The organism is Lachnoclostridium sp. An169 (genome assembly GCF_002160525.1).
GTDB classification, from domain to species: domain Bacteria; phylum Bacillota; class Clostridia; order Lachnospirales; family Lachnospiraceae; genus Mediterraneibacter; species Mediterraneibacter cottocaccae.
In genome coordinates this window covers 93,939-111,459 of sequence record NZ_NFKT01000001.1, presented here as the reverse complement: position 1 = coordinate 111,459, position 17,521 = coordinate 93,939, and the positions used below count along the sequence as shown (strand labels likewise).

At 51.4% G+C, this 17,521-nt stretch carries 12 protein-coding genes, 2 pseudogenes and 1 other annotated feature (1 of these 15 running past the window's edge); of the genes and pseudogenes, 3 read left to right on the top strand and 11 right to left on the bottom strand.

What is annotated here, in order from left to right; translation table 11 throughout:
- Window positions 1-33 precede the first annotated feature (33 nt).
- The 8 genes from B5F07_RS00525 to B5F07_RS00490 form a co-directional block, all read right to left on the bottom strand.
- On the bottom strand, window positions 34-792 hold the full coding sequence (locus B5F07_RS00525; protein WP_087159325.1) for an AIM24 family protein: 759 nt from the start codon (window positions 790-792) through the stop codon (window positions 34-36).
- Between the two features lie 131 nt (window positions 793-923).
- Complete coding sequence (locus tag B5F07_RS00520; protein WP_242972379.1) at window positions 924-1,475, bottom strand: gamma carbonic anhydrase family protein; 552 nt, start codon at window positions 1,473-1,475, stop codon at window positions 924-926.
- 30 nt (window positions 1,476-1,505) lie between these two features.
- Window positions 1,506-3,140 carry a glycoside hydrolase family 13 protein gene (locus tag B5F07_RS00515; RefSeq protein WP_087159527.1) on the bottom strand — a complete coding sequence of 545 codons (1,635 nt, stop codon included), beginning with the start codon at window positions 3,138-3,140 and terminating at the stop codon, window positions 1,506-1,508.
- 13 nt (window positions 3,141-3,153) lie between these two features.
- Entirely contained in the window at window positions 3,154-5,223 is a 2,070-nt protein-coding gene (locus B5F07_RS00510) for an amylo-alpha-1,6-glucosidase (protein WP_087159324.1), read from the bottom strand.
- On the bottom strand, window positions 5,220-7,382 hold the full coding sequence (gene pulA, locus B5F07_RS00505) for a type I pullulanase (protein ID WP_087159323.1): 2,163 nt from the start codon (window positions 7,380-7,382) through the stop codon (window positions 5,220-5,222). The genes B5F07_RS00510 and pulA overlap by 4 nt, the downstream gene beginning before the upstream one ends.
- 254 nt (window positions 7,383-7,636) lie before the next feature.
- Window positions 7,637-8,509: a sugar ABC transporter permease gene (locus tag B5F07_RS00500; protein WP_087159322.1), complete on the bottom strand. Its 873-nt coding sequence runs from the start codon at window positions 8,507-8,509 to the stop codon at window positions 7,637-7,639.
- A gap of 2 nt (window positions 8,510-8,511) precedes the next feature.
- The gene (locus B5F07_RS00495) at window positions 8,512-9,891 is read right to left on the bottom strand and encodes a carbohydrate ABC transporter permease (RefSeq protein ID WP_087159321.1); all 1,380 of its coding nucleotides are present in this window, start codon (window positions 9,889-9,891) and stop codon (window positions 8,512-8,514) included.
- A gap of 14 nt (window positions 9,892-9,905) precedes the next feature.
- The gene (locus B5F07_RS00490; RefSeq protein WP_087159320.1) at window positions 9,906-11,132 is read right to left on the bottom strand and encodes an extracellular solute-binding protein; all 1,227 of its coding nucleotides are present in this window, start codon (window positions 11,130-11,132) and stop codon (window positions 9,906-9,908) included.
- Window positions 11,133-11,393: 261 nt separating this feature from the next.
- Between B5F07_RS00490 and B5F07_RS00485 the strand changes: the two are divergent.
- The 3 genes and pseudogenes from B5F07_RS00485 to B5F07_RS00475 all read left to right on the top strand — a co-directional run.
- A pseudogene (locus B5F07_RS00485) lies at window positions 11,394-12,419 on the top strand (LacI family DNA-binding transcriptional regulator); the annotation flags it as partial.
- Window positions 12,406-13,254 carry a carbon-nitrogen hydrolase family protein gene (locus B5F07_RS00480; protein ID WP_087159318.1) on the top strand — a complete coding sequence of 283 codons (849 nt, stop codon included), beginning with the start codon at window positions 12,406-12,408 and terminating at the stop codon, window positions 13,252-13,254. The pseudogene B5F07_RS00485 and the gene B5F07_RS00480, both read left to right, overlap by 14 nt.
- Window positions 13,251-13,619 (top strand): type II toxin-antitoxin system HicB family antitoxin, encoded by a 369-nt coding sequence (locus tag B5F07_RS00475; RefSeq protein ID WP_087159317.1) that lies wholly within the window; start codon window positions 13,251-13,253, stop codon window positions 13,617-13,619. The genes B5F07_RS00480 and B5F07_RS00475 overlap by 4 nt, the downstream gene beginning before the upstream one ends.
- 359 nt (window positions 13,620-13,978) lie before the next feature.
- On the opposite strand, the pseudogene B5F07_RS23485 reads toward B5F07_RS00475, so the two are convergent.
- The 3 genes and pseudogenes from B5F07_RS23485 to leuS all read right to left on the bottom strand — a co-directional run.
- Window positions 13,979-14,185 (bottom strand): annotated as a pseudogene (locus B5F07_RS23485) (DUF3795 domain-containing protein); the annotation flags it as partial.
- A gap of 2 nt (window positions 14,186-14,187) precedes the next feature.
- Window positions 14,188-14,598: a hypothetical protein gene (locus tag B5F07_RS00465; RefSeq protein WP_087159316.1), complete on the bottom strand. Its 411-nt coding sequence runs from the start codon at window positions 14,596-14,598 to the stop codon at window positions 14,188-14,190.
- 183 nt (window positions 14,599-14,781) lie between these two features.
- Window positions 14,782-17,214: a leucine--tRNA ligase gene (gene leuS / locus B5F07_RS00460; protein WP_087159526.1), complete on the bottom strand. Its 2,433-nt coding sequence runs from the start codon at window positions 17,212-17,214 to the stop codon at window positions 14,782-14,784.
- A gap of 94 nt (window positions 17,215-17,308) precedes the next feature.
- Window positions 17,309-17,521, bottom strand: a binding site (T-box leader); it runs 96 nt beyond the window's last position.

Below are 17,521 nucleotides of genomic sequence, written 5' to 3'. Positions count from 1 at the left end.
TTTTCTGTCTGATTTGTATCCGGTTCAGATGACTTAACGAACCGGCGCCAACAGAACTTTTCCGGTTCCTCTGTAAACATTCACCAGCCCCTCTCCGGAAGCTGCGGATCCGATCAGGCTCTTTCCGGAGCGCTCCACTGTGAAGTCGAGGCTTCCGCTCCATGCGATGGCAAAGTTTCCGTCCACTTTCAGCACGTCATTTTCCAGGGTAATCTCCACCAGTTCCTCTTTCGGACACAGAGACTCCAGACACACGACGCCGTTTCCCTGGATGCCCAAGTTGAACAGCCCTTCATTTCCCGCTACTGCGGAAGAAAAGTTGGAGCGCGCCACTGCTTTGTGTTTCAGCGAAGACTCGCAGGCAAGGAACAATCCGTCGTCAAGCACAATAGAGCCATTCCAGTCTTTCAGGTCTACAAGCAGGATATACTTGTATGTGGGCTCCAGGACCAGAGTTCCGCTTCCCGTATACTCCGGCTTGATCGCGGACTCGCCGGTCACGGAACCGCGCACTGCCTTTCCGAAGAAGTCTCCCACTCCCTTGATGCCTGTCGTTGCCTTGACATCTCCTGCCATCCACTGCATCGCTCCCGCCTGGATGGTGACTTTCGACTTGGACAAATCACAGACAACCTGCCTTTTCCTCACGTTCATCTGGCTTGCATAGTAAGCTGCCATTGCAGTTTCCGGCATCACGCTTAAGTCTCTCTGGTACTCAAGCACGGAAAAAGCCCCCAGGGAATCTGTCACCTTAATGTCGTCATTGTCCATAAAATTTCTGATGTAATACATAGTTTGTGCCCTCCTCTTTCTTTTTCTGTCCGTCGTCCGGATTTTCAGGTGTTTACTTGAAGTATACACAAAAGATATGCCCCTGTCAGCCTGCTTTTCCAAATCTTAACTATAACTTTTCACTTTTGCCGTCATTCCCCGGCAGAAGAAGCGGGAAAGTCTTTCAGGTATCCCTGCTGCCCGAGTTTTCTCCCTGTTTCCACGTACGCCCGGCTGCTCTCGTAAAGCTTCTGTCTCTCCTCCCGGGTAAGCATCCGCTTCACCTTTGCCGGGCTTCCCACTGCCAGGCTCCCGTCCGGGATCTCCTGCCCCTCCAGAACCAGGCTGCCCGCCCCGATGAGACACTCTTTCCCGATCCGGGCGCCGTTTAAGATAATCGAGCCCATGCCGATCAGGCTGCCGTCCCCGATGGTGCAGCCATGGATCACCGCATTATGTCCCACAGTGACATGTTCTCCGATTACCACCGGGAACCCTTTATCCGCGTGGACGGTGCAGTTGTCCTGGATATTGCTCGCCTTTCCGACTGTAATCTTCTCCTCATCTCCCCGCAGGACCGCATGAAAGAGAACCGTGACGTCCTCCCCCAGAGAGACATTCCCCATGACAACTGCCTCTCTTACGATATATGTTCTTTTTTCTTCAGACTTTATCCCTTTATCTGCAATCATTTCTTTATCCATAAACAGCCTCCGCAACTGTCCTCTGCTCTGTCAGAGCTCCCTTCTCCGGATCAGTATCGCCGCCTCGTAAGGCTTAAGCACTTCCCCCAGCTCTTCCTTATAATTATGAAGAAGCATCTGCGCGTCCTTCCATTTTCCGTCCAGCGGACACGCTGCCGCCTCTCCGGTAAAGTTGGCGCAGACAAGCATTTCCGAATCATCATCCGTCCGGGTATAGGCAAAGATATGTTCATCCTCGGGCAGAAGAAGCTGGAATTTTCCGTCCACAAAAACGGGATGCTCTTTTCTCAGGTGCGTCAGGGCGCGGTAGAAACAGTAAACGGAATCCGGATCCTTCTGTTCCTTGGCCGCGTTAATCTCCACATAGTTCGGATTGACGGCAATCCAGGGCGTGCCATCGGTAAATCCTGCATTCTTCTCCCCGTTCCACTGCATGGGCGTACGGGCGTTATCCCGGCTCTTTGCGTAGACAGACCGCATCACTTCGTCTTTCGGATATCCTTCTTCCAGACGTTCACGGTAGACGTTGAGCGTCTCAATATCCCGGTACTCACTGATGTCTGTGAACCTGATATTGGTCATTCCCAGTTCTTCCCCCTGGTAAATATAGGGAGTCCCCTGCATTCCATGGAGTACTGCTGCCAGCATTTTTGCCGATTCCTTCCGGTACTTTCCGTCGTCTCCCCAGCGGGACACGATTCTCGGCAGGTCATGATTATCCCAGAACAGGCTGTTCCATCCCGTCTGATAAAGGCTGTTCTGCCATTTTGCCAGACATTTCTTCAACTTCACAAAAGGAAGAGGCGCCAGATCCCATTTTTCCTTTCCTTCCTGCTGGTCCATCATGCTGTGTTCGAACTGGAACACCATGGAAAATTCGCTGCCGTCCGGGTTGCTGTAGAGCTTCGCATTTTCCGTGTTGGCGCCCCACGCCTCTCCGACTGTAATCAGGTCTCCCTTCTGGAACGTCTCCCGGCTCATCTCCCGAATGAACTCATGGAGCCTGGGACCGTTACTGGTAATCTTCCGGTCCGGTTCCTTGGCGACCTGGTCGATCACATCCAGCCGGAAACCTCCCACGCCCTTGTCCATCCACCAGAGAATCATATCGTAGAGCTCCCGGCGCACCTTCGGATTCTCCCAGTTGAGATCGGGCTGCTTTACGGAAAACTGATGAAAATAGTACTGTTTCAGTTCCGGAACCCACTCCCACGCCGGACCGCCGAAAGAAGCTTTCATATCGTTGGGCAGTACCCCCTCTTCCCCGTCCCGCCAGACATAGTAATCGTGATAGGGATTATCCTTTCCCTTCTTCGCCTCCCGGAACCACCGGTGCTCATCGGAAGTATGGTTGAGCACCAGGTCCATGATGATCCGGATCCCCCTCTCCTTCGCCTCGCGGATCAGACGCTCCATGTCCTCCAGCGTTCCGAACATAGGGTCAATATCCTGGTAATCGGAAATGTCATATCCGTTGTCATCCTGGGGAGAACAATATACCGGAGAGAGCCATACCGCGTCGATTCCCAGATCCTTCAGATAATCCAGTCTGCTTATGATTCCCGGGATGTCTCCGATTCCGTCTCCGTTGCTGTCCTGAAAACTTTTCGGGTAAATCTGATAGATTACCGCATCCTTCCACCATTTCTGATTATTCACTGCCATATTGCCATCTCCTTTATCTGTCTTTTTTCCCGCGTTCCAGCGCCTCATACACCCGGAGCATCTCCCCCACGCTCCAGGCCTGGGCGAAACATCCTTTCGACGAGACCGGATTCTCCCCGTCATAGATCTCCGGAAGCTGTCCGATACATCCCTCACGCATGGCGCTCTCCAAAACTTCCACCTGGCGTCTCACACATCTGACTGCCTCTTCATTGTAATCGTTCACCTTCAGATACGCAAGATAATATCCTCCCAGAGGATACGTCCATGTTGTTCCCTGATGATAGGCAAGATCCCGTTCCAGCATCTCCCCGCCGTAGAATCCGCAAAATTCCGGATCTTCCGGATCCAGGGTCCGCAGCCCGTAAGGCGTATAAAGTTTTTCAAACACCGTATCAACAATCTGCTTTTCCTGTTCCCGCTCCAGCATGGTAAACGGCATGGACACCGCCCAGATCTGGTTGCAGCGGATCTGATCATCCGCCTTCGTACCGGAGAGCACATCTTTCAGACAGTGTTTTTCCGGATTCCAGAACTTCTCGCAGAAGGAGGTTTTCACCTGCTCTGCCATAGCATGGTACTCCTCTGCTTTCCCCTGTTTTCCGGCGATTCCCGCAAACCGCTCCATAATGCAGAGCGCATTATACCAGTATGCATTGATCTCCACCGGTTTCCCATGTCGGGGCGTCGGAAGGATCTCTCCCACGCGCACATCCATCCATGTGACCTGATCCAGATCTTCCCCTGCCATCATCAGACCGTCATCATCCATATGTATCCCAAACCCTGTGCCATTGCGGTATCCGTCTATGATCCTTTCCATCACCGGATACATCTCCACAGCAAACGATTCATCCTCCGCCGCCCCGCAGTACAGCCAGACACAGTTGATAAAAAGGAGCGCCGCGTCCGCCGTATTATAACGGGGTTCATTTTCCCCCTCCGGGAAAAGGTTCGGCATCAGCCCGTCCTTCTCATACCGGGCAAACGTCCGCAGAATAGATGCCGCATTTTCAAACCGGCGTGTGGAAATACACACCCCCGGCAGGGCAATCATCGTATCCCTTCCCCAGTCTTCAAAAAACGGAAATCCGGCAAGGATCGTCTCTCCTCCTGTGGACTCCCGGAGCGAAATAAACTGCTCCGCGCTCTTTGCCAGAAAGGACGCCATTTCCGAGTGAAAATCCGCCTCCCGCTCCAGCTTTTTCCGGTATGCCTTCCGCTCTGCAATCATATCCTCCGCCCATCTCACAATATCCCTGTCTGTTTCATACGCCGACGCAGCTGCGGATGCTGCCTCAGCGGAAGACATTTCCCAATCCCCCGATTTTTCGGGTGCCTCCTTAGCAGGACTTTCATCCGGCATCCGAAAGATCACAGCCATGCTCTTTTTCTCTCCCGGATTCACATCCGCACAGATGCGTACCAGTGCTTTTGCCCTTCCCGTGGCTCTTCTTCCATCGCAGACATCCCAGGCATAGAAACAGTTCTCCATCATTTCCCCAGTATCTTCCAGACTGCCGTTAGTGAAGAGATCCAGGGAAAGCCCTCTGCTCGTAATCCGGTTTCCGCTCCGCTCAAACACCTGATCTTCCTCTGCCTCCATCCCCTTGGGTACAAACTGGAAAAAGGGCGTTACGGACAGGCGTACCGCCCGGCCTGAACGGTTCTCAATCCGGTAGCACACTGCCGCCGTATTCTCCCCCTGTACCAGAACCGCTTCCTTTTCCACCTGTACTCCCCGGTTCTGAAACAGCCAGACAGGGGTATCTTCATAAGAAAATTCCGAGAGAGCGCGGTATCCTTCCTCACAGCTTCCATCTGCGAACTCCTGGCTGGAGAGCATCCAGGAAACCTCCCTGTCCGAAGACAGCTCTGTTATCTGTTCCGACAGCCGGTGCACCATATTATAGCGGTGGTTCGGGGCATGTGTACACGCCATCAGAAAAGCATGGTCATTTCTCGCCGCCGATCCGGTCATGGTAAGGGAGGAGAATCCTCCCAGCCCGTTCGTCATCAGATAACAGTTCTCCTGTCCTCTCTCCAGCGTCTTCCAGTCCTGTTTTCCGTACACCCATTTCATACTGCGCGTCTCCTCTCCTGTCTTTCTCCGTATTCTGCCGCCTTCCGGACCTTTCTTCTGTTTCCCCGTCCGTTCCTGCCGCCATCGTCCATATCCTCCATGGCGATTCCCACATTCTTTCCCGCATCCAGGCAGCCCAGTACGGTTACGCTCTGTGGCATTGCCGTGACGGTTTTCTCCACAGGCCGCTTCTCCTGCCAGAGACAGCTGTTCTCCCCGTCGCAGAGGATTTCCCAGCCTTCTCCCGGAAGTTCAAACACAGCCGGACTCTCCCTTCGGTTGTAAATCACCATCAGAGTCTGCCATCCCGGCACGCCCGCCCCGTTTCCGTCTTCCGTTTGACCGGCGCCGTTCTCCCCGGCCTTTCGCAGGCTGTCCCTCTTCTTCCGGTTATCCACCATGAAGCTCACAAGCCCTGCCTCTTCTCTCATATGGAAGATTCTCTTCCGGGCTTCTGATGATTTGTCGCAGAGCCCCGGCAGCTTTTTGCGCAGACCGATGAGCCCTTTATAATACTCCACAAGCGCGCTCTCCTCCCACGCCTTTTTCCAGTCCAGCCGGTTCAGGGAAATGGGGGCATCGAAGGTATTGTCATGACCGTCCTTTGTCCGGGCAAACTCTTCCCCGGACAGGAAAAACAGGCTTCCCTGGCAGGTCATGTACATGGCTGCCGCCATCCGGTTCAGCCGCATCCGGTCCTGGTCCGGTGCCGTCTCGTCCAGTTTGTCCCAGAGCGTCTGATTGTCGTGGGCGGAGACATAGGAAATGATCTGGGACGGTGCTTTCACCTTTCCCGCAATCTCGCTTGCCTCCTCCCCGGCAAAGATCTCTCTTCCTTCGCCCGGATCCCGGCACCATGCTCCGGCGCTCTCCAGGATTGCCTCTTCTTTTCCTTCCGCCCCGTTTACGAATCCGGGCAGATGGGTTTTCAGTGCCGATCCTTTGATGGCGTCCCTGGTGTCGTCGCAGAAAATTCCGATATTCTCATCCAGAAGCGCAATATTTTTCTTGGAAGCAGGAAGGGCTCCGCCCTCCATGGCAGTCACATCGGCAGACCAGGGTTCCCCGAAAAGGATCTTTTCCCCCTTGCCATAACGGAGATCCAGTTCCCGGCGGATCCGGTTCATCAGTTCCACATCGAGAAGCCCCATCAGGTCAAAACGGAAGCCGTCGATGTGATATTCCTCAGTCCAGTACAGCACGGAATTGAGAATATAATCCGCGCACATCTCCCGCTCGCTCGCCACATCATTGCCGCAGGCGGAACCGTTGGAAATCCTGCCGTCATCAAATACCCGGTAGAAATACCAGGGCGCCGTTCTCTGGAACCAGGAATCCAGAGAATAGGTATGATTGTAAACCACATCCATAATCACACGGAACCCTGCCCGGTGAAGTGCCTGGATCATCTCCTTCATTTCCCGGATACGTACTTCCCCGTGAGCCGGATCCGTAGAATAGGACCCCTCGGGAACATTATAATTGACCGGGTCATAGCCCCAGTTAAATTCTGTTTCCTCCCCCGCCTCGTTAACCGAGCCGTAGTCGTAGGACGGCATGATCTGTACATGGGTAACGCCCAGTTCCTGCAGATACTTTATCCCCGTGGCGTGAACGCCGTCTCCAAAGAGAGTTGTATCTGCACAGGTAAACGCCTTGTATTTTCCCCTGTACTCTTCCGGAAAGCCGCCGGACGGATCCCAGGAAAATTCTTTCACATGAAGTTCGTAGATAATCCGCTCCGTTCCCGGAGCAGGCGCCTGATCCTTCTCCCACCCTTCCGGGTCCGTCTTTCCGAGATCCACTGCCATACTCCTCTGTCCGTTCAGCCCGCATGCCTTTGCCCGGGGATCCGCAGAGAAAATCCGTTCTCCTTCTATCTCCAGTTCAAAATCATAGTAGACCCCGTGCAGATTTTCCTCCGTCTTCCAGGACCATACGCCCCGGTCTTCCCTCTGCATGGAAACCCTTCCCAGAAGGCAGTCCCCGGTTCCTTCTCTATACAGATTCAGGGTGACACTGTCAGCTGAAGGACTCCATAATTTGAAAGAGGTTCCCTTCTCCGTGCAGCTCACCCCAAGATCATTTTCTCTGTAAATAAAATTGTCCCGAAACCCCGGGCTCGAATAATACTTCTTCCATTCCAGTGCTGTCTTCATATATCATGCCTCTCTTCTATTGCCAGTTTTTCTCATCATACTCCTGTTTTCTCTGCTCTCTCCTCACAACCAGATGCCCCTTCCGCTTCTCTCTCCTCCGACCGGATGAGACAAGAGCTGAGACATCCGTGTCAGGAGCGGAAGTTAAGCGGACGGGGCGGAGAATCCGTCCCGAAGATGTTCGAATCTAAGATGGGCACTGCTCTCTGTACCCATCTTAGATTCGTTACAGCTTCGTGGACCAGTCGCAGCATTTACCCTTTGACCGCTCCGGACAGTCCATCCACGTAATACCTCTGCATATACAGGAACAGTGCCGCGATCGGTATCGAGATGAGCACCGCCCCCGCCGCAAAGCAGGTATACCAGCTGTCGATGTATTCCTTTTCAAGCATCCTCCAAAGACCGATTGCGATCGTATACTGATCCGCATTGGCACGGCAGATAACCTTTGCAAAGATGAAATCTACCCACGGTCCCATGAAGGAAGTCAGTGTCGTATAGACAACGATCGGTTTACTCAGCGGAAGTGTGATCTTCGTAAAGATCTGCCATCTCGTACATCCGTCCAGAATCGCCGCCTCATCCACTGCAAACGGGATCGTATCGAAGAACCCCTTGGCGATCTGGAAACTTAAGGCAGCTCCGCCGGAGTACACAAGAATCAGCGCCAGTTTAATCATATTTCCCTCGGACAGTCCCAGAGCCTTCAGAATAAAATACACGGCAACCATGGACATAAATCCCGGGAACAGCCCCAGTATCATCGCCATGTTCATATACGGTTTTCTCATCTTAAAACGCAGCCTTGACAGACAGTAAGATGCGGACAGTACGTAGAACGTTGACAGGATGCAGGAGCAGATCGCGATGAACAGGGTGTTCATGAACATCTGCGGGAAGTTCAGGATGGAAGTATCCGTAAACAGCCGGATATAATTGTCCAGTGTGTAGGACTGGGGCAGGAATGTAGATACATAGGAGCCCTGCTCGACGCGGAAACTTGTGAGGATGACCCAGATAATCGGGAACACCCAGATTACCGCCAGAATCCCGAGAACTACGTGGACAACGCTGTTTGTAATGAACCTTTTTCTCTTTGCGGAATGCATTTTCTGTCCAGCCATGTTTAGAACCCTCCTTCTTCTTTGTATGATCTGCTGTTATGGTATGTAATCAGCGCGCCGATGGCAAGAATGATAAATGTCAGGATACCGATAACCGCACCGATATTGTAGTACTGCTTATCGATCGTCAGCTTATACAGCCAGGTTACAAGCAGATCCGTCTTACCCGCCGTAGCGCCAAGATCCGTAACCGGATCTCCTCCCGAAAGCAGGTAGATGACGTTGAAGTTGTTGACATTTCCCGTAAAGGTCGTAATCAGATACGGTGTCGTCACGTACAGCATGTACGGGAGTGTAATCTTGAAGAAGATCTGCACTGCATTGGCGCCGTCCACCTTTGCCGCCTCGTAGAGATCTTCCGGAATATTCTGAAGCACTCCGGTGAGCTGAAGCAGCGTGTAGGGTACGCCGACCCAGATGTTGATTACGATAACCGTCACTCTCGCCCACATCGGATCTGTAAAAAACGGAAGACTTGCGTCTGACGCGATCAGTCCCAGATTTCTCAAAAGCACGTTCACCGCGCCCTCCGGCTGAAGCATGGTCCTCATGATCAGCAGGGATACGAACATCGGCATTGCGCAGGAGAGCACGAAACAGAATCTCCAGAATCCCTTTGCCCGCGTCCCCTTCCGATTGATCAGAAGGGAGACGATCATACCGAAAATGTAGTTGGAGAAGGTTGCGAAGAACGCCCAGATCAGCGTCCATCCGAGCACGGACCAGAAGGTACTTCCGAGAATACTGCTTGAGTCAAACAGCGCCGCGAAGTTTTCCAGCCCCACCCAGTCAAAGAGCATCAGGTGGTCGCCGATCTTGCTGTAGTTTGTAAACGCCATACAGATCATGAAGATCAGCGGCAGGATCGTAAACAGGGAAATGAACACCATCGGCGGCGTCATCAGGAGCTTCTGCAGGTTTTCGTGAAGAAGCGTTTTCAGGTCTTCAACAAAATTGTTTACATGTTTTCCTGCTTTTGCAAGGCACTCAGCCTTGTAGGCGCTTCTGAGTGTCCCTCTCCACATAAGCACCATCAGGACTGTGATCAGTACCGTGGCGACACCGTAGAGAAGGATCAGCACCGACTGGTCGCCTTTCGTGTACATATAGACCTGTTTTGCCTCGTCCCAGTACTCCTGCTGTTCCACAGAGCCCAGAGATGGAAGCATTGCCAGACAGTGTACACCGGACATCACCATAAATACAATGTACGCGACTTCCAGAGCCAGATAAAGCAGCCCCTTGATCAGCTGCCCGTGGACAACATTTCCAAATCCCATGAGAACCATGGATAACTTCGTCTCAATCCCGCCTTTCCTGATCGCATTCATGCAGGTATACGGCGTAGGAAATTCATTTACTCTCTTTTTTAAAATACCCATCCTCATTTGCCTCCTTATGATATACCGTCGCTGTTCATCGCGTCATTCATTGCTTCTGTCTGCTCTTCCGCATTGTCATGAGTCACACTTCCGTTGCGGATTCCCTTGCCCAGGTTCTCGACCGGAGTCCAGCAGTTATTCATCTGGGAGACAAAAGGCTGCAGGATTGACGTATAGTTGAAGGTATCATTCTGTGCAATGACAAGCTGGTCGGAAGCGATCTCCGGATCCTCCAGAAGTTCCGTATTGCAGGGAATTACATTTAACAGTTCATAGTGGAGGCGCTGCACTTCGGCAGATCCCAGATAAACCGCAAGCGCAACCGCCTGCTCCATATATTTGCTGTGGGAATTGACACCCACCGCCTTGGAGCCCGCATAGGCTTTCATCTGAACTTCCTCGCCGTTGAGCGTAAAGGTCGGAAGGGACGTTACGCCCATGTTGTCCCCCAGAATCTCCTTGATTGCATTGGCGTCCCAGGAACCGGTGAACATGGCGTTGATGCTTCCGTCACGGAGCCCCGCGATACCGGAACCGTCCGCATCGATCCGGAAGTTCGGGTTGCTCTCCAGATCGATCAGGTAGTTGGTCACATCGACTGCCTTCTGCCCGGTAAAGTCAACGCCTGCCTCCTCGTCTGTACCGTCCCCGAAGAGCGTACAGCCGTTGCCTACATAGAACGCCGGCAGATACCAGGAGTTCGTAAACGGGAAAGATACCACTCCTTTTTCCAGCATGGTGTCCAGATTCTTTACATCCTCCTCCGAAAATACAGATTTGTCATAGAACATGTACCAGGTATTTGTCGTATAGGGAACGCCGTACAGGTCATCCCCGAGCATAAGCGACTGCAGAATCTCCGGAGAGTTCGTAGCCTCGATCTCCTCTCTGTACTTTCCGCCGAACTTTGCTGCTGCCTTGGAATCCGTCAGCCATGCAATACCGTCGTTGGAGTACAGAAACACATCCGCGCTGGCATCCGGATCCTGTCCCACCTGGCTTGAAGCGCTCGCCTCATCCATGATCCCGTATACGAACGTAATATCCCACTCGGGATGTTCATCTGCAAACGCTTCGCAGCAGGTCTGCAGCCATTCTCCGTTGTCCTTTGACTGATCTGCTGTAGGCGACCACACCATAAGACGAACCTTTTCAACCGCCCCGTCTTCGGAACCGCTGCCGCAGCCGGTCAGTCCGCCCGCAGCAAGACCGAATGTCAGCGACACTGCTCTTTTCTTCATAATGCACTTCCTCCATCTTCTAAAAGTTTCGTTTTGTTTCGTTATGTTTTACTATATACCTGTTTTTCGGAAACGTCAATCCTGTTTCGCCGTTTTTGCATACACTTTGTATAATCTGCATATTTTATTGCCCACGTTTTTGTGCATATTTATTTTCGTGCTTTACGAAACTTTTCTAAACCACATAGTTTTTTCATTGATTTCTTGTTCTATTTTCATTATAATGTTTTCAAGTGATTTTCATACAGGAAAGAAGGTGCCCGAATGACCACCATTCAAGATATAGCTGACAAACTCGGGATCTCAAAAGGTACGGTGTCGAAGGCGCTCAACGATGCACCCGATATCAGCGAAACATTACAAAAACAAATTCTCGAGACCGCTGTGGAACTCGGTTATACAAGACTGCGCCGTTATAAAAAAGCATCACAGAAAATCTGTATCCTGGCGCAGAGCGACAACATCCAATATGAGGAGCCCCATCACTTCGGCCATGATATCGTCATGGGATTCCGGCAGATGGCAGAGCCCGCCGGGTTCGAAGTGGATATCGTCCCGGTAAACGTACAGACACAGCGCAGCACGGGATATGATGTTTTCATGCTCCAGAACGGCTATCTGGCTTCTTTTGCCATCGGCTTCGCCCTGAACGACCCGTGGATGCAGGATTTTAAGACAAGCCATACTCCGGCGGTCCTTTACGACAACCATATCATCGGCAATCCTGCCACCGCTTATGTGGGTATTGACAACGACGAAGGAATGGATCTGGCAGTTGCCCACTTAAAAAAAATGGGACACAAAAAGATCGGTTACTTAAGCAGCGCTCTCGGCTCTCACATCATGCAGGTAAGGCACCGGGCATTCTTCCAGGCAATGCACCGCCACGGTCTGGAAGCTTCTCCGGCGCAGGCAGCACACTCCTATTACCTTACCGAGTGCATGGAAAAACATCTCCCCCGTCTGATCGATCTCGGGATGACTGCCATCATCTGCTGCCAGGACACCATCGCACAGGCCGCCATGTTTCAGTGTCAGCAGCTCGGATACCGCGTGCCGGAGGACGTCAGCATAATCGGCTTTGATGATCTTCCGGTCTGTCCGTACACTTCGCCGCCGCTTACCACGATCCGGCAGGACCGGACGGAAATCGGGAAATGCGGCTACTATGCACTGGACAGTTTGAGAAACGGAGTATCTATCGGCACCGTTCTGCTTCATGCCAAACTTATGGTCCGAAATTCCACCGCACCGGTAAAAGGAGGAAATGACATTGAAGAAATTTAAGATTGCGCAGGTGCAGATGCCTGTGATCACAGACAGAAAAGCCTGCCTTGATTATCTGGAAAGCGCAGCCTCCCGCTGCCGGGCTGCAGGGGCGGATCTTCTTGCTCTGCCGGAAATGTTCTCCTGCCCGTACAGCACCGCAGCCTTCCCGCAGTATGCCCAGCCCCAGGGAGGTTCTCTCTGGAGCGCCTGTTCCGCCATTGCGGAAAAATATCAGATCTGGTTTTCTCCGGGGACCATGCCGGAGATCGACGAAAAGGGAAATATTTTCAACACCGCCTACATCTTTGACCGGAATGGAAATCAGGCGGCAAAGCACCGGAAGATGCATCTTTTTGATATCGACGTGGAGGGCGGACAGCATTTCCGCGAGTCGGACATTCTCTCCGCCGGCAATTCTATTACTACATTTGATACGGAATTCGGCACTTTCGGGCTTGCCATATGTTATGACATCCGCTTTTTTGAGCTGTTCCGCCTGATGGCTTTAAAAGACGCCCGGTTCATCCTGGTTCCCGCCGCGTTTAATATGACCACAGGCCCCATGCACTGGGAACTTCTCTTCCGTTCCCAGGCTGTGGGCAATCAGGTATTTATCGCCGGGACTGCGCCTGCCCGAAACCCGGAGGCAGATTATGTCTCGTGGGGACACAGCCTGATCGCAGATCCATGGGGAAATGTGATCAGCCGGATGGACGAAAAGGAAGCTATGCAGATTACCGAAATCGACCTGGAAGAGACAGACCGGGTAAGGGAGCAGATTCCGGTGCTGAAACACCGGCGCACGGACGTATACCAGTTGAAAGAATTTCTCGAACAGGAGGGACTTATATGAACAATACAATCGAGTATAAAGGTTATGTTGGAAGTGTCGAATTTTCGGAAGAGGATGGCATTTTTTACGGAAAAGTTATGGGAATCCGCAGTTTAATTTCATATGAAGGAGAAAATGCCCATGATCTTCTGAGCGATTTTCACAACGCTGTTGACGATTATCTGGAAATGTGTCAGACAGAAGGGAAAAAGCCCGAAGTTGCTTACAAAGGCAGTTTTAATGTTCGAATTTCTCCTGAGCTCCATAAGCGTCTGGTTATTTACGCCACAGCCCATCAGATGTCCCTGAACCGCTATATCGAAGAGATCCTTGAGAGCTCTCCCGCTGCCCATTATACATCCATATCCCGCTCCGGAATCTCCTGAGCGGGATATGGAGCATACCGCACTCTTTTTTCCAAAACACTTTATCTATACTTATCTGTATACCACTTTGGCAAATATGTCCGGAAATAATCGTAGTCCTCAAATGCCCTCCGGCACCGTTCCGTCATGCCATCGATCTCTTTCCGACCGAACCGTTCCGCCCACTTGATAGAATACAGAGACGCATGCGCCACATAAACCGCAAGTGTGATCCAGAAATCCTCCGGAATCTGATCATTAAAATAAGCGTCTATCTGACCGATACAATACGGAATACTGTTTTCCAGTCACCGCTGCCCTTTATATTTTCAAACATATCCTCTTCTCCCCAGGTCAGAATTTCCATTGCTTTTACCGCATCAGGACCTCTTTGCAGGTCCTGTCTTTATGAATTCAATCAGATCTTCCAGATCATCAAAATCATCATAGTCTCCGTTTATACCTTCCCGGTGATAAACAATCCCCTCCTTTTCATTCCTCTCAAGGCAGTCCAGAAGATATTCCTCTCCATACCTTCTGGCAAATTCCGTAAAAGCATACGGTTTGATTTTGCTTAATAACCCTTTTTCTATTCCTGTCTGTAAAAATAATTTTTTTCACTCAGATATGCATTATTTTCCTTTACCCATGGATTCATGGCCTTTGCCTTCGGGATCTTCATCTCAATCCTGAAACCATCCCCCTGCACCCGGATTTCGTCCTCCATCACAAGCCCCTTTTTAAACCGGAACTCTTTGATATCTCCCCAGGCGATAAAAGATCTGCCCATGGCATAGTTTTTCTCATTCAGCGGGAAGAAGGATATTCCCTCACTGTCGAAATAGATAAAAAACGGCTGGAACTGCTCAAATGAGTAAACGCTCACCCCCGGCAGTGGCAACACCCATTTCATCTTCATCTTCGGATGACCGAATGTGACTGCGTGCTCATCTGGCAGCCCAAACTCTGCAAGCAGCGCCTTTAACTGTTCTTCCAACATACTCAAAACCTCCTTATTCTGTCTTCAGATTTCTTTTCTTCCAATAATATTTTTCTCCAAGTATATCACATTTCACAGAATTTTGGGATACGATCAAAAAACCGGCACAATCAAAATGCTCCGAGCGGCCAACTGACCACCGGCACAAAGCGATGGAGAAAAGCCGCTCAGAGCATTTTTCTATTATTTCATCACAATATTAATAATCTTCTTCGGCACATAGATCTCCTTGATCACATTTCCGGAAAGTTTATCCCCGAGGGCTTCCTTTCCTGCCGCAATCGCATCCTCTTTGGAAATCTCTGCAGAGATGCTGATCACAGCTCTTGTCTTGCCGTTGATCTGTACCGGGATCTCGATCTCGTCATCCTTCATCTCATTCTCGTCATAGGACGGCCATCCCGCCTCGAAGACAGTCTCCGTATGTCCGAGCTGCTCCCACATTTCCTCTGCGAAATGAGGCGCAAACGGTGAGATCAGCACTGCGATGGTCTCCAGAGTCTCCTTATCGATTCCTCCGGTCTTCTTCGCCAGATCGATAAACTTGTTGTTATACTCCATGAAACCGGAGATAACTGTATTCAGGCTGAAGCTCTCCAGACGTGTGGTAATGTCGTACACCATCTTGTGGCGGAGACGGATCATCTCTTTCGTTGCCTGGATATCCTGATCCTTGCTGTCCATAAGCAGATTCCAGAGACGTTTCAGGAAACGGTTGACGCCGTCAATTCCTCTGTCATCCCACTCTGCGTCCAACTCCGGCGGTCCCACAAAGAGCTCATACATTCTCAGGGAATCGCATCCGTAGTCGCGAACCAGATCGTCCGGTGAGACGACATTTCCCTTGGACTTGCTCATCTTGATCCCGTTCTTTCCGGTGATCATTCCCTGGTTGAACAGCTTCTGGAAAGGCTCGTCAAAGTCGATCACGCCGATATCACACAGGAACTTCGTGTAGAATCTGGAGTACAGAAGATGAAGAACCGCGTGCTCCACACCACCGATGTACATATCTACCGGAAGAAGCTCATCTGCTTTCTCGCGGGAAACCAGTTCCTTATCATTGTGATTGTCCACATAGCGCAGGAAATACCAGGAAGACCCTGCCCACTGAGGCATTGTGTTTGTCTCTCTCTTTGCCGGTTTTCCGCACACCGGGCACTTGCAGTTCACCCACTCGTCAATAGCGGCAAGAGGCGACTCGCCGGTTCCGGTAGGCTCGTAGGACTCTACATCCGGCAGGCGCAGCGGCAGTTCCTCTTCAGGCACCGGCACACAGCCGCAGTCCGGGCAGTGTACGATCGGGATCGGCTCGCCCCAGTAACGCTGACGGGAGAACACCCAGTCACGCAGTTTGTAATTCACTGTCGCACGTCCGATTCCCTTTTCCTCGATGATATGCGGAGCTTCCTTCTTGAGTACTGCAGACTCCATGCCGTTCCACTCTCCGGAGTTGATCATTGTTCCTGCTGCCTCCGTATAGGCTTCCGTCATATTCTCGATCTCTTTTCCGTCTTTTGCAATAACCTGAATAATCGGGATATTGAACTTCTTTGCAAACTCAAAGTCACGGTCGTCATGTGCCGGAACGCACATGATCGCTCCGGTTCCGTAATCTGCCAGTACATAGTCGGACAGCCAGATCGGCGTCTTCGCCCCGTTTAACGGATTGATGGCATAACTTCCCGTAAACACACCGGTCTTTTCCTTATCCTGCATACGGTCTACGTTTGATTTCATGGAGGATTCGTAGATATATTTCTCCACCGCCTCTTTCGTCTCCGGCGTAGCCAGGGATGCCGCCAGTTCATGCTCCGGCGCAAGCACCATAAACGTCGCACCGTACAGAGTATCCGGTCTGGTCGTATAGACAGTGATCTTCTCGTCTCTTCCTTCCACCGGGAAATCAACCTCTGCTCCGTAGGACTTGCCGATCCAGTCTGTCTGCATTTTCTTTACCTTCTCCGGCCAGTCCAGCTTGTCCAGGTCGTTTAACAGGCGGTCCGCATATTTGGTAATGCGGAGCATCCACTGACGCAGGTTCTTCTTCGTCACCTCAGAACCGCAGCGCTCGCATTTGCCGTTTACGACCTCCTCGTTTGCAAGACCCGTCTTACAGGAGGGGCACCAGTTAATGGGGAACTCCTTCTCATAAGCAAGCCCTGCCTTGAACATCTTCACAAAGATCCACTGAGTCCATTTGTAGAAACTCGGGTCTGTCGTGTTCACTTCCATATCCCAGTCGTAAAGCGCTGCGATATCGTTGATCTGCCTTTTGATATTAGCCACATTTTCGGCTGTTGACTTTGCCGGGTGAACACCCATCTTAATGGCATAGTTCTCCGCCGGAAGCCCGAAGGCATCCCATCCCATCGGATGGATGATATAGTATCCCTGCTGCAGCTTGTAGCGGCTCCACACATCAGAGATCACATATCCTCTCCAGTGTCCTACATGAAGTCCGTTTCCCGACGGATACGGAAACATATCCAGGCAGTAATATTTCGGTTTCTTCTTTCCATTGTCATCCACCTTCGGATTGACCGGTTTCTCTTCCCATCTCTCGCGCCACTTTTTCTCAATGGCTCTGTGGTTATACACAATCTTTGTACCCATGTACGATTCCTCTCTTTCTTTGACCGCTTCTTCCAGTCTGCAGTCCGTTTTTCTGCACATCAAAACATAAAACAAGCCTTTTCTTCTCCAATATCCAAGAGACGAAAAGGCTTCATTTCCGCGGTACCACTCTTATTCATCTGCTCCTGCGTTGCGGAAAAATCCTGTGTAAACATTGATCTTCTTCTGTTCCGAACCGGGCAGATGCACTCATTCATTCTATAACGGGAACTCCCGCTCCTGCCTGACCAGATCACGACCGGATTCAGCAGAAGGACTCCAAGGTCAGTTCAGAGCCTGCCCTGCT

Bases quoted from the DNA above. Each gene is read 5' to 3' on its own strand.
- B5F07_RS00525 (WP_087159325.1), bottom strand. From the start codon at position 792: ATGTATTACATCAGAAATTTTATGGACAATGACGACATTAAGGTGACA.
- B5F07_RS00520 (WP_242972379.1), bottom strand. From the start codon at position 1,475: ATGGATAAAGAAATGATTGCAGATAAAGGGATAAAGTCTGAAGAAAAA.
- B5F07_RS00515 (WP_087159527.1), bottom strand. From the start codon at position 3,140: ATGGCAGTGAATAATCAGAAATGGTGGAAGGATGCGGTAATCTATCAG.
- B5F07_RS00510 (WP_087159324.1), bottom strand. From the start codon at position 5,223: ATGAAATGGGTGTACGGAAAACAGGACTGGAAGACGCTGGAGAGAGGA.
- pulA (WP_087159323.1), bottom strand. From the start codon at position 7,382: ATGAAGACAGCACTGGAATGGAAGAAGTATTATTCGAGCCCGGGGTTT.
- B5F07_RS00500 (WP_087159322.1), bottom strand. From the start codon at position 8,509: ATGGCTGGACAGAAAATGCATTCCGCAAAGAGAAAAAGGTTCATTACA.
- B5F07_RS00495 (WP_087159321.1), bottom strand. From the start codon at position 9,891: ATGGGTATTTTAAAAAAGAGAGTAAATGAATTTCCTACGCCGTATACC.
- B5F07_RS00490 (WP_087159320.1), bottom strand. From the start codon at position 11,132: ATGAAGAAAAGAGCAGTGTCGCTGACATTCGGTCTTGCTGCGGGCGGA.
- B5F07_RS00475 (WP_087159317.1), top strand. From the start codon at position 13,251: ATGAACAATACAATCGAGTATAAAGGTTATGTTGGAAGTGTCGAATTT.
- B5F07_RS00465 (WP_087159316.1), bottom strand. From the start codon at position 14,598: ATGTTGGAAGAACAGTTAAAGGCGCTGCTTGCAGAGTTTGGGCTGCCA.
- leuS (WP_087159526.1), bottom strand. From the start codon at position 17,214: ATGGGTACAAAGATTGTGTATAACCACAGAGCCATTGAGAAAAAGTGG.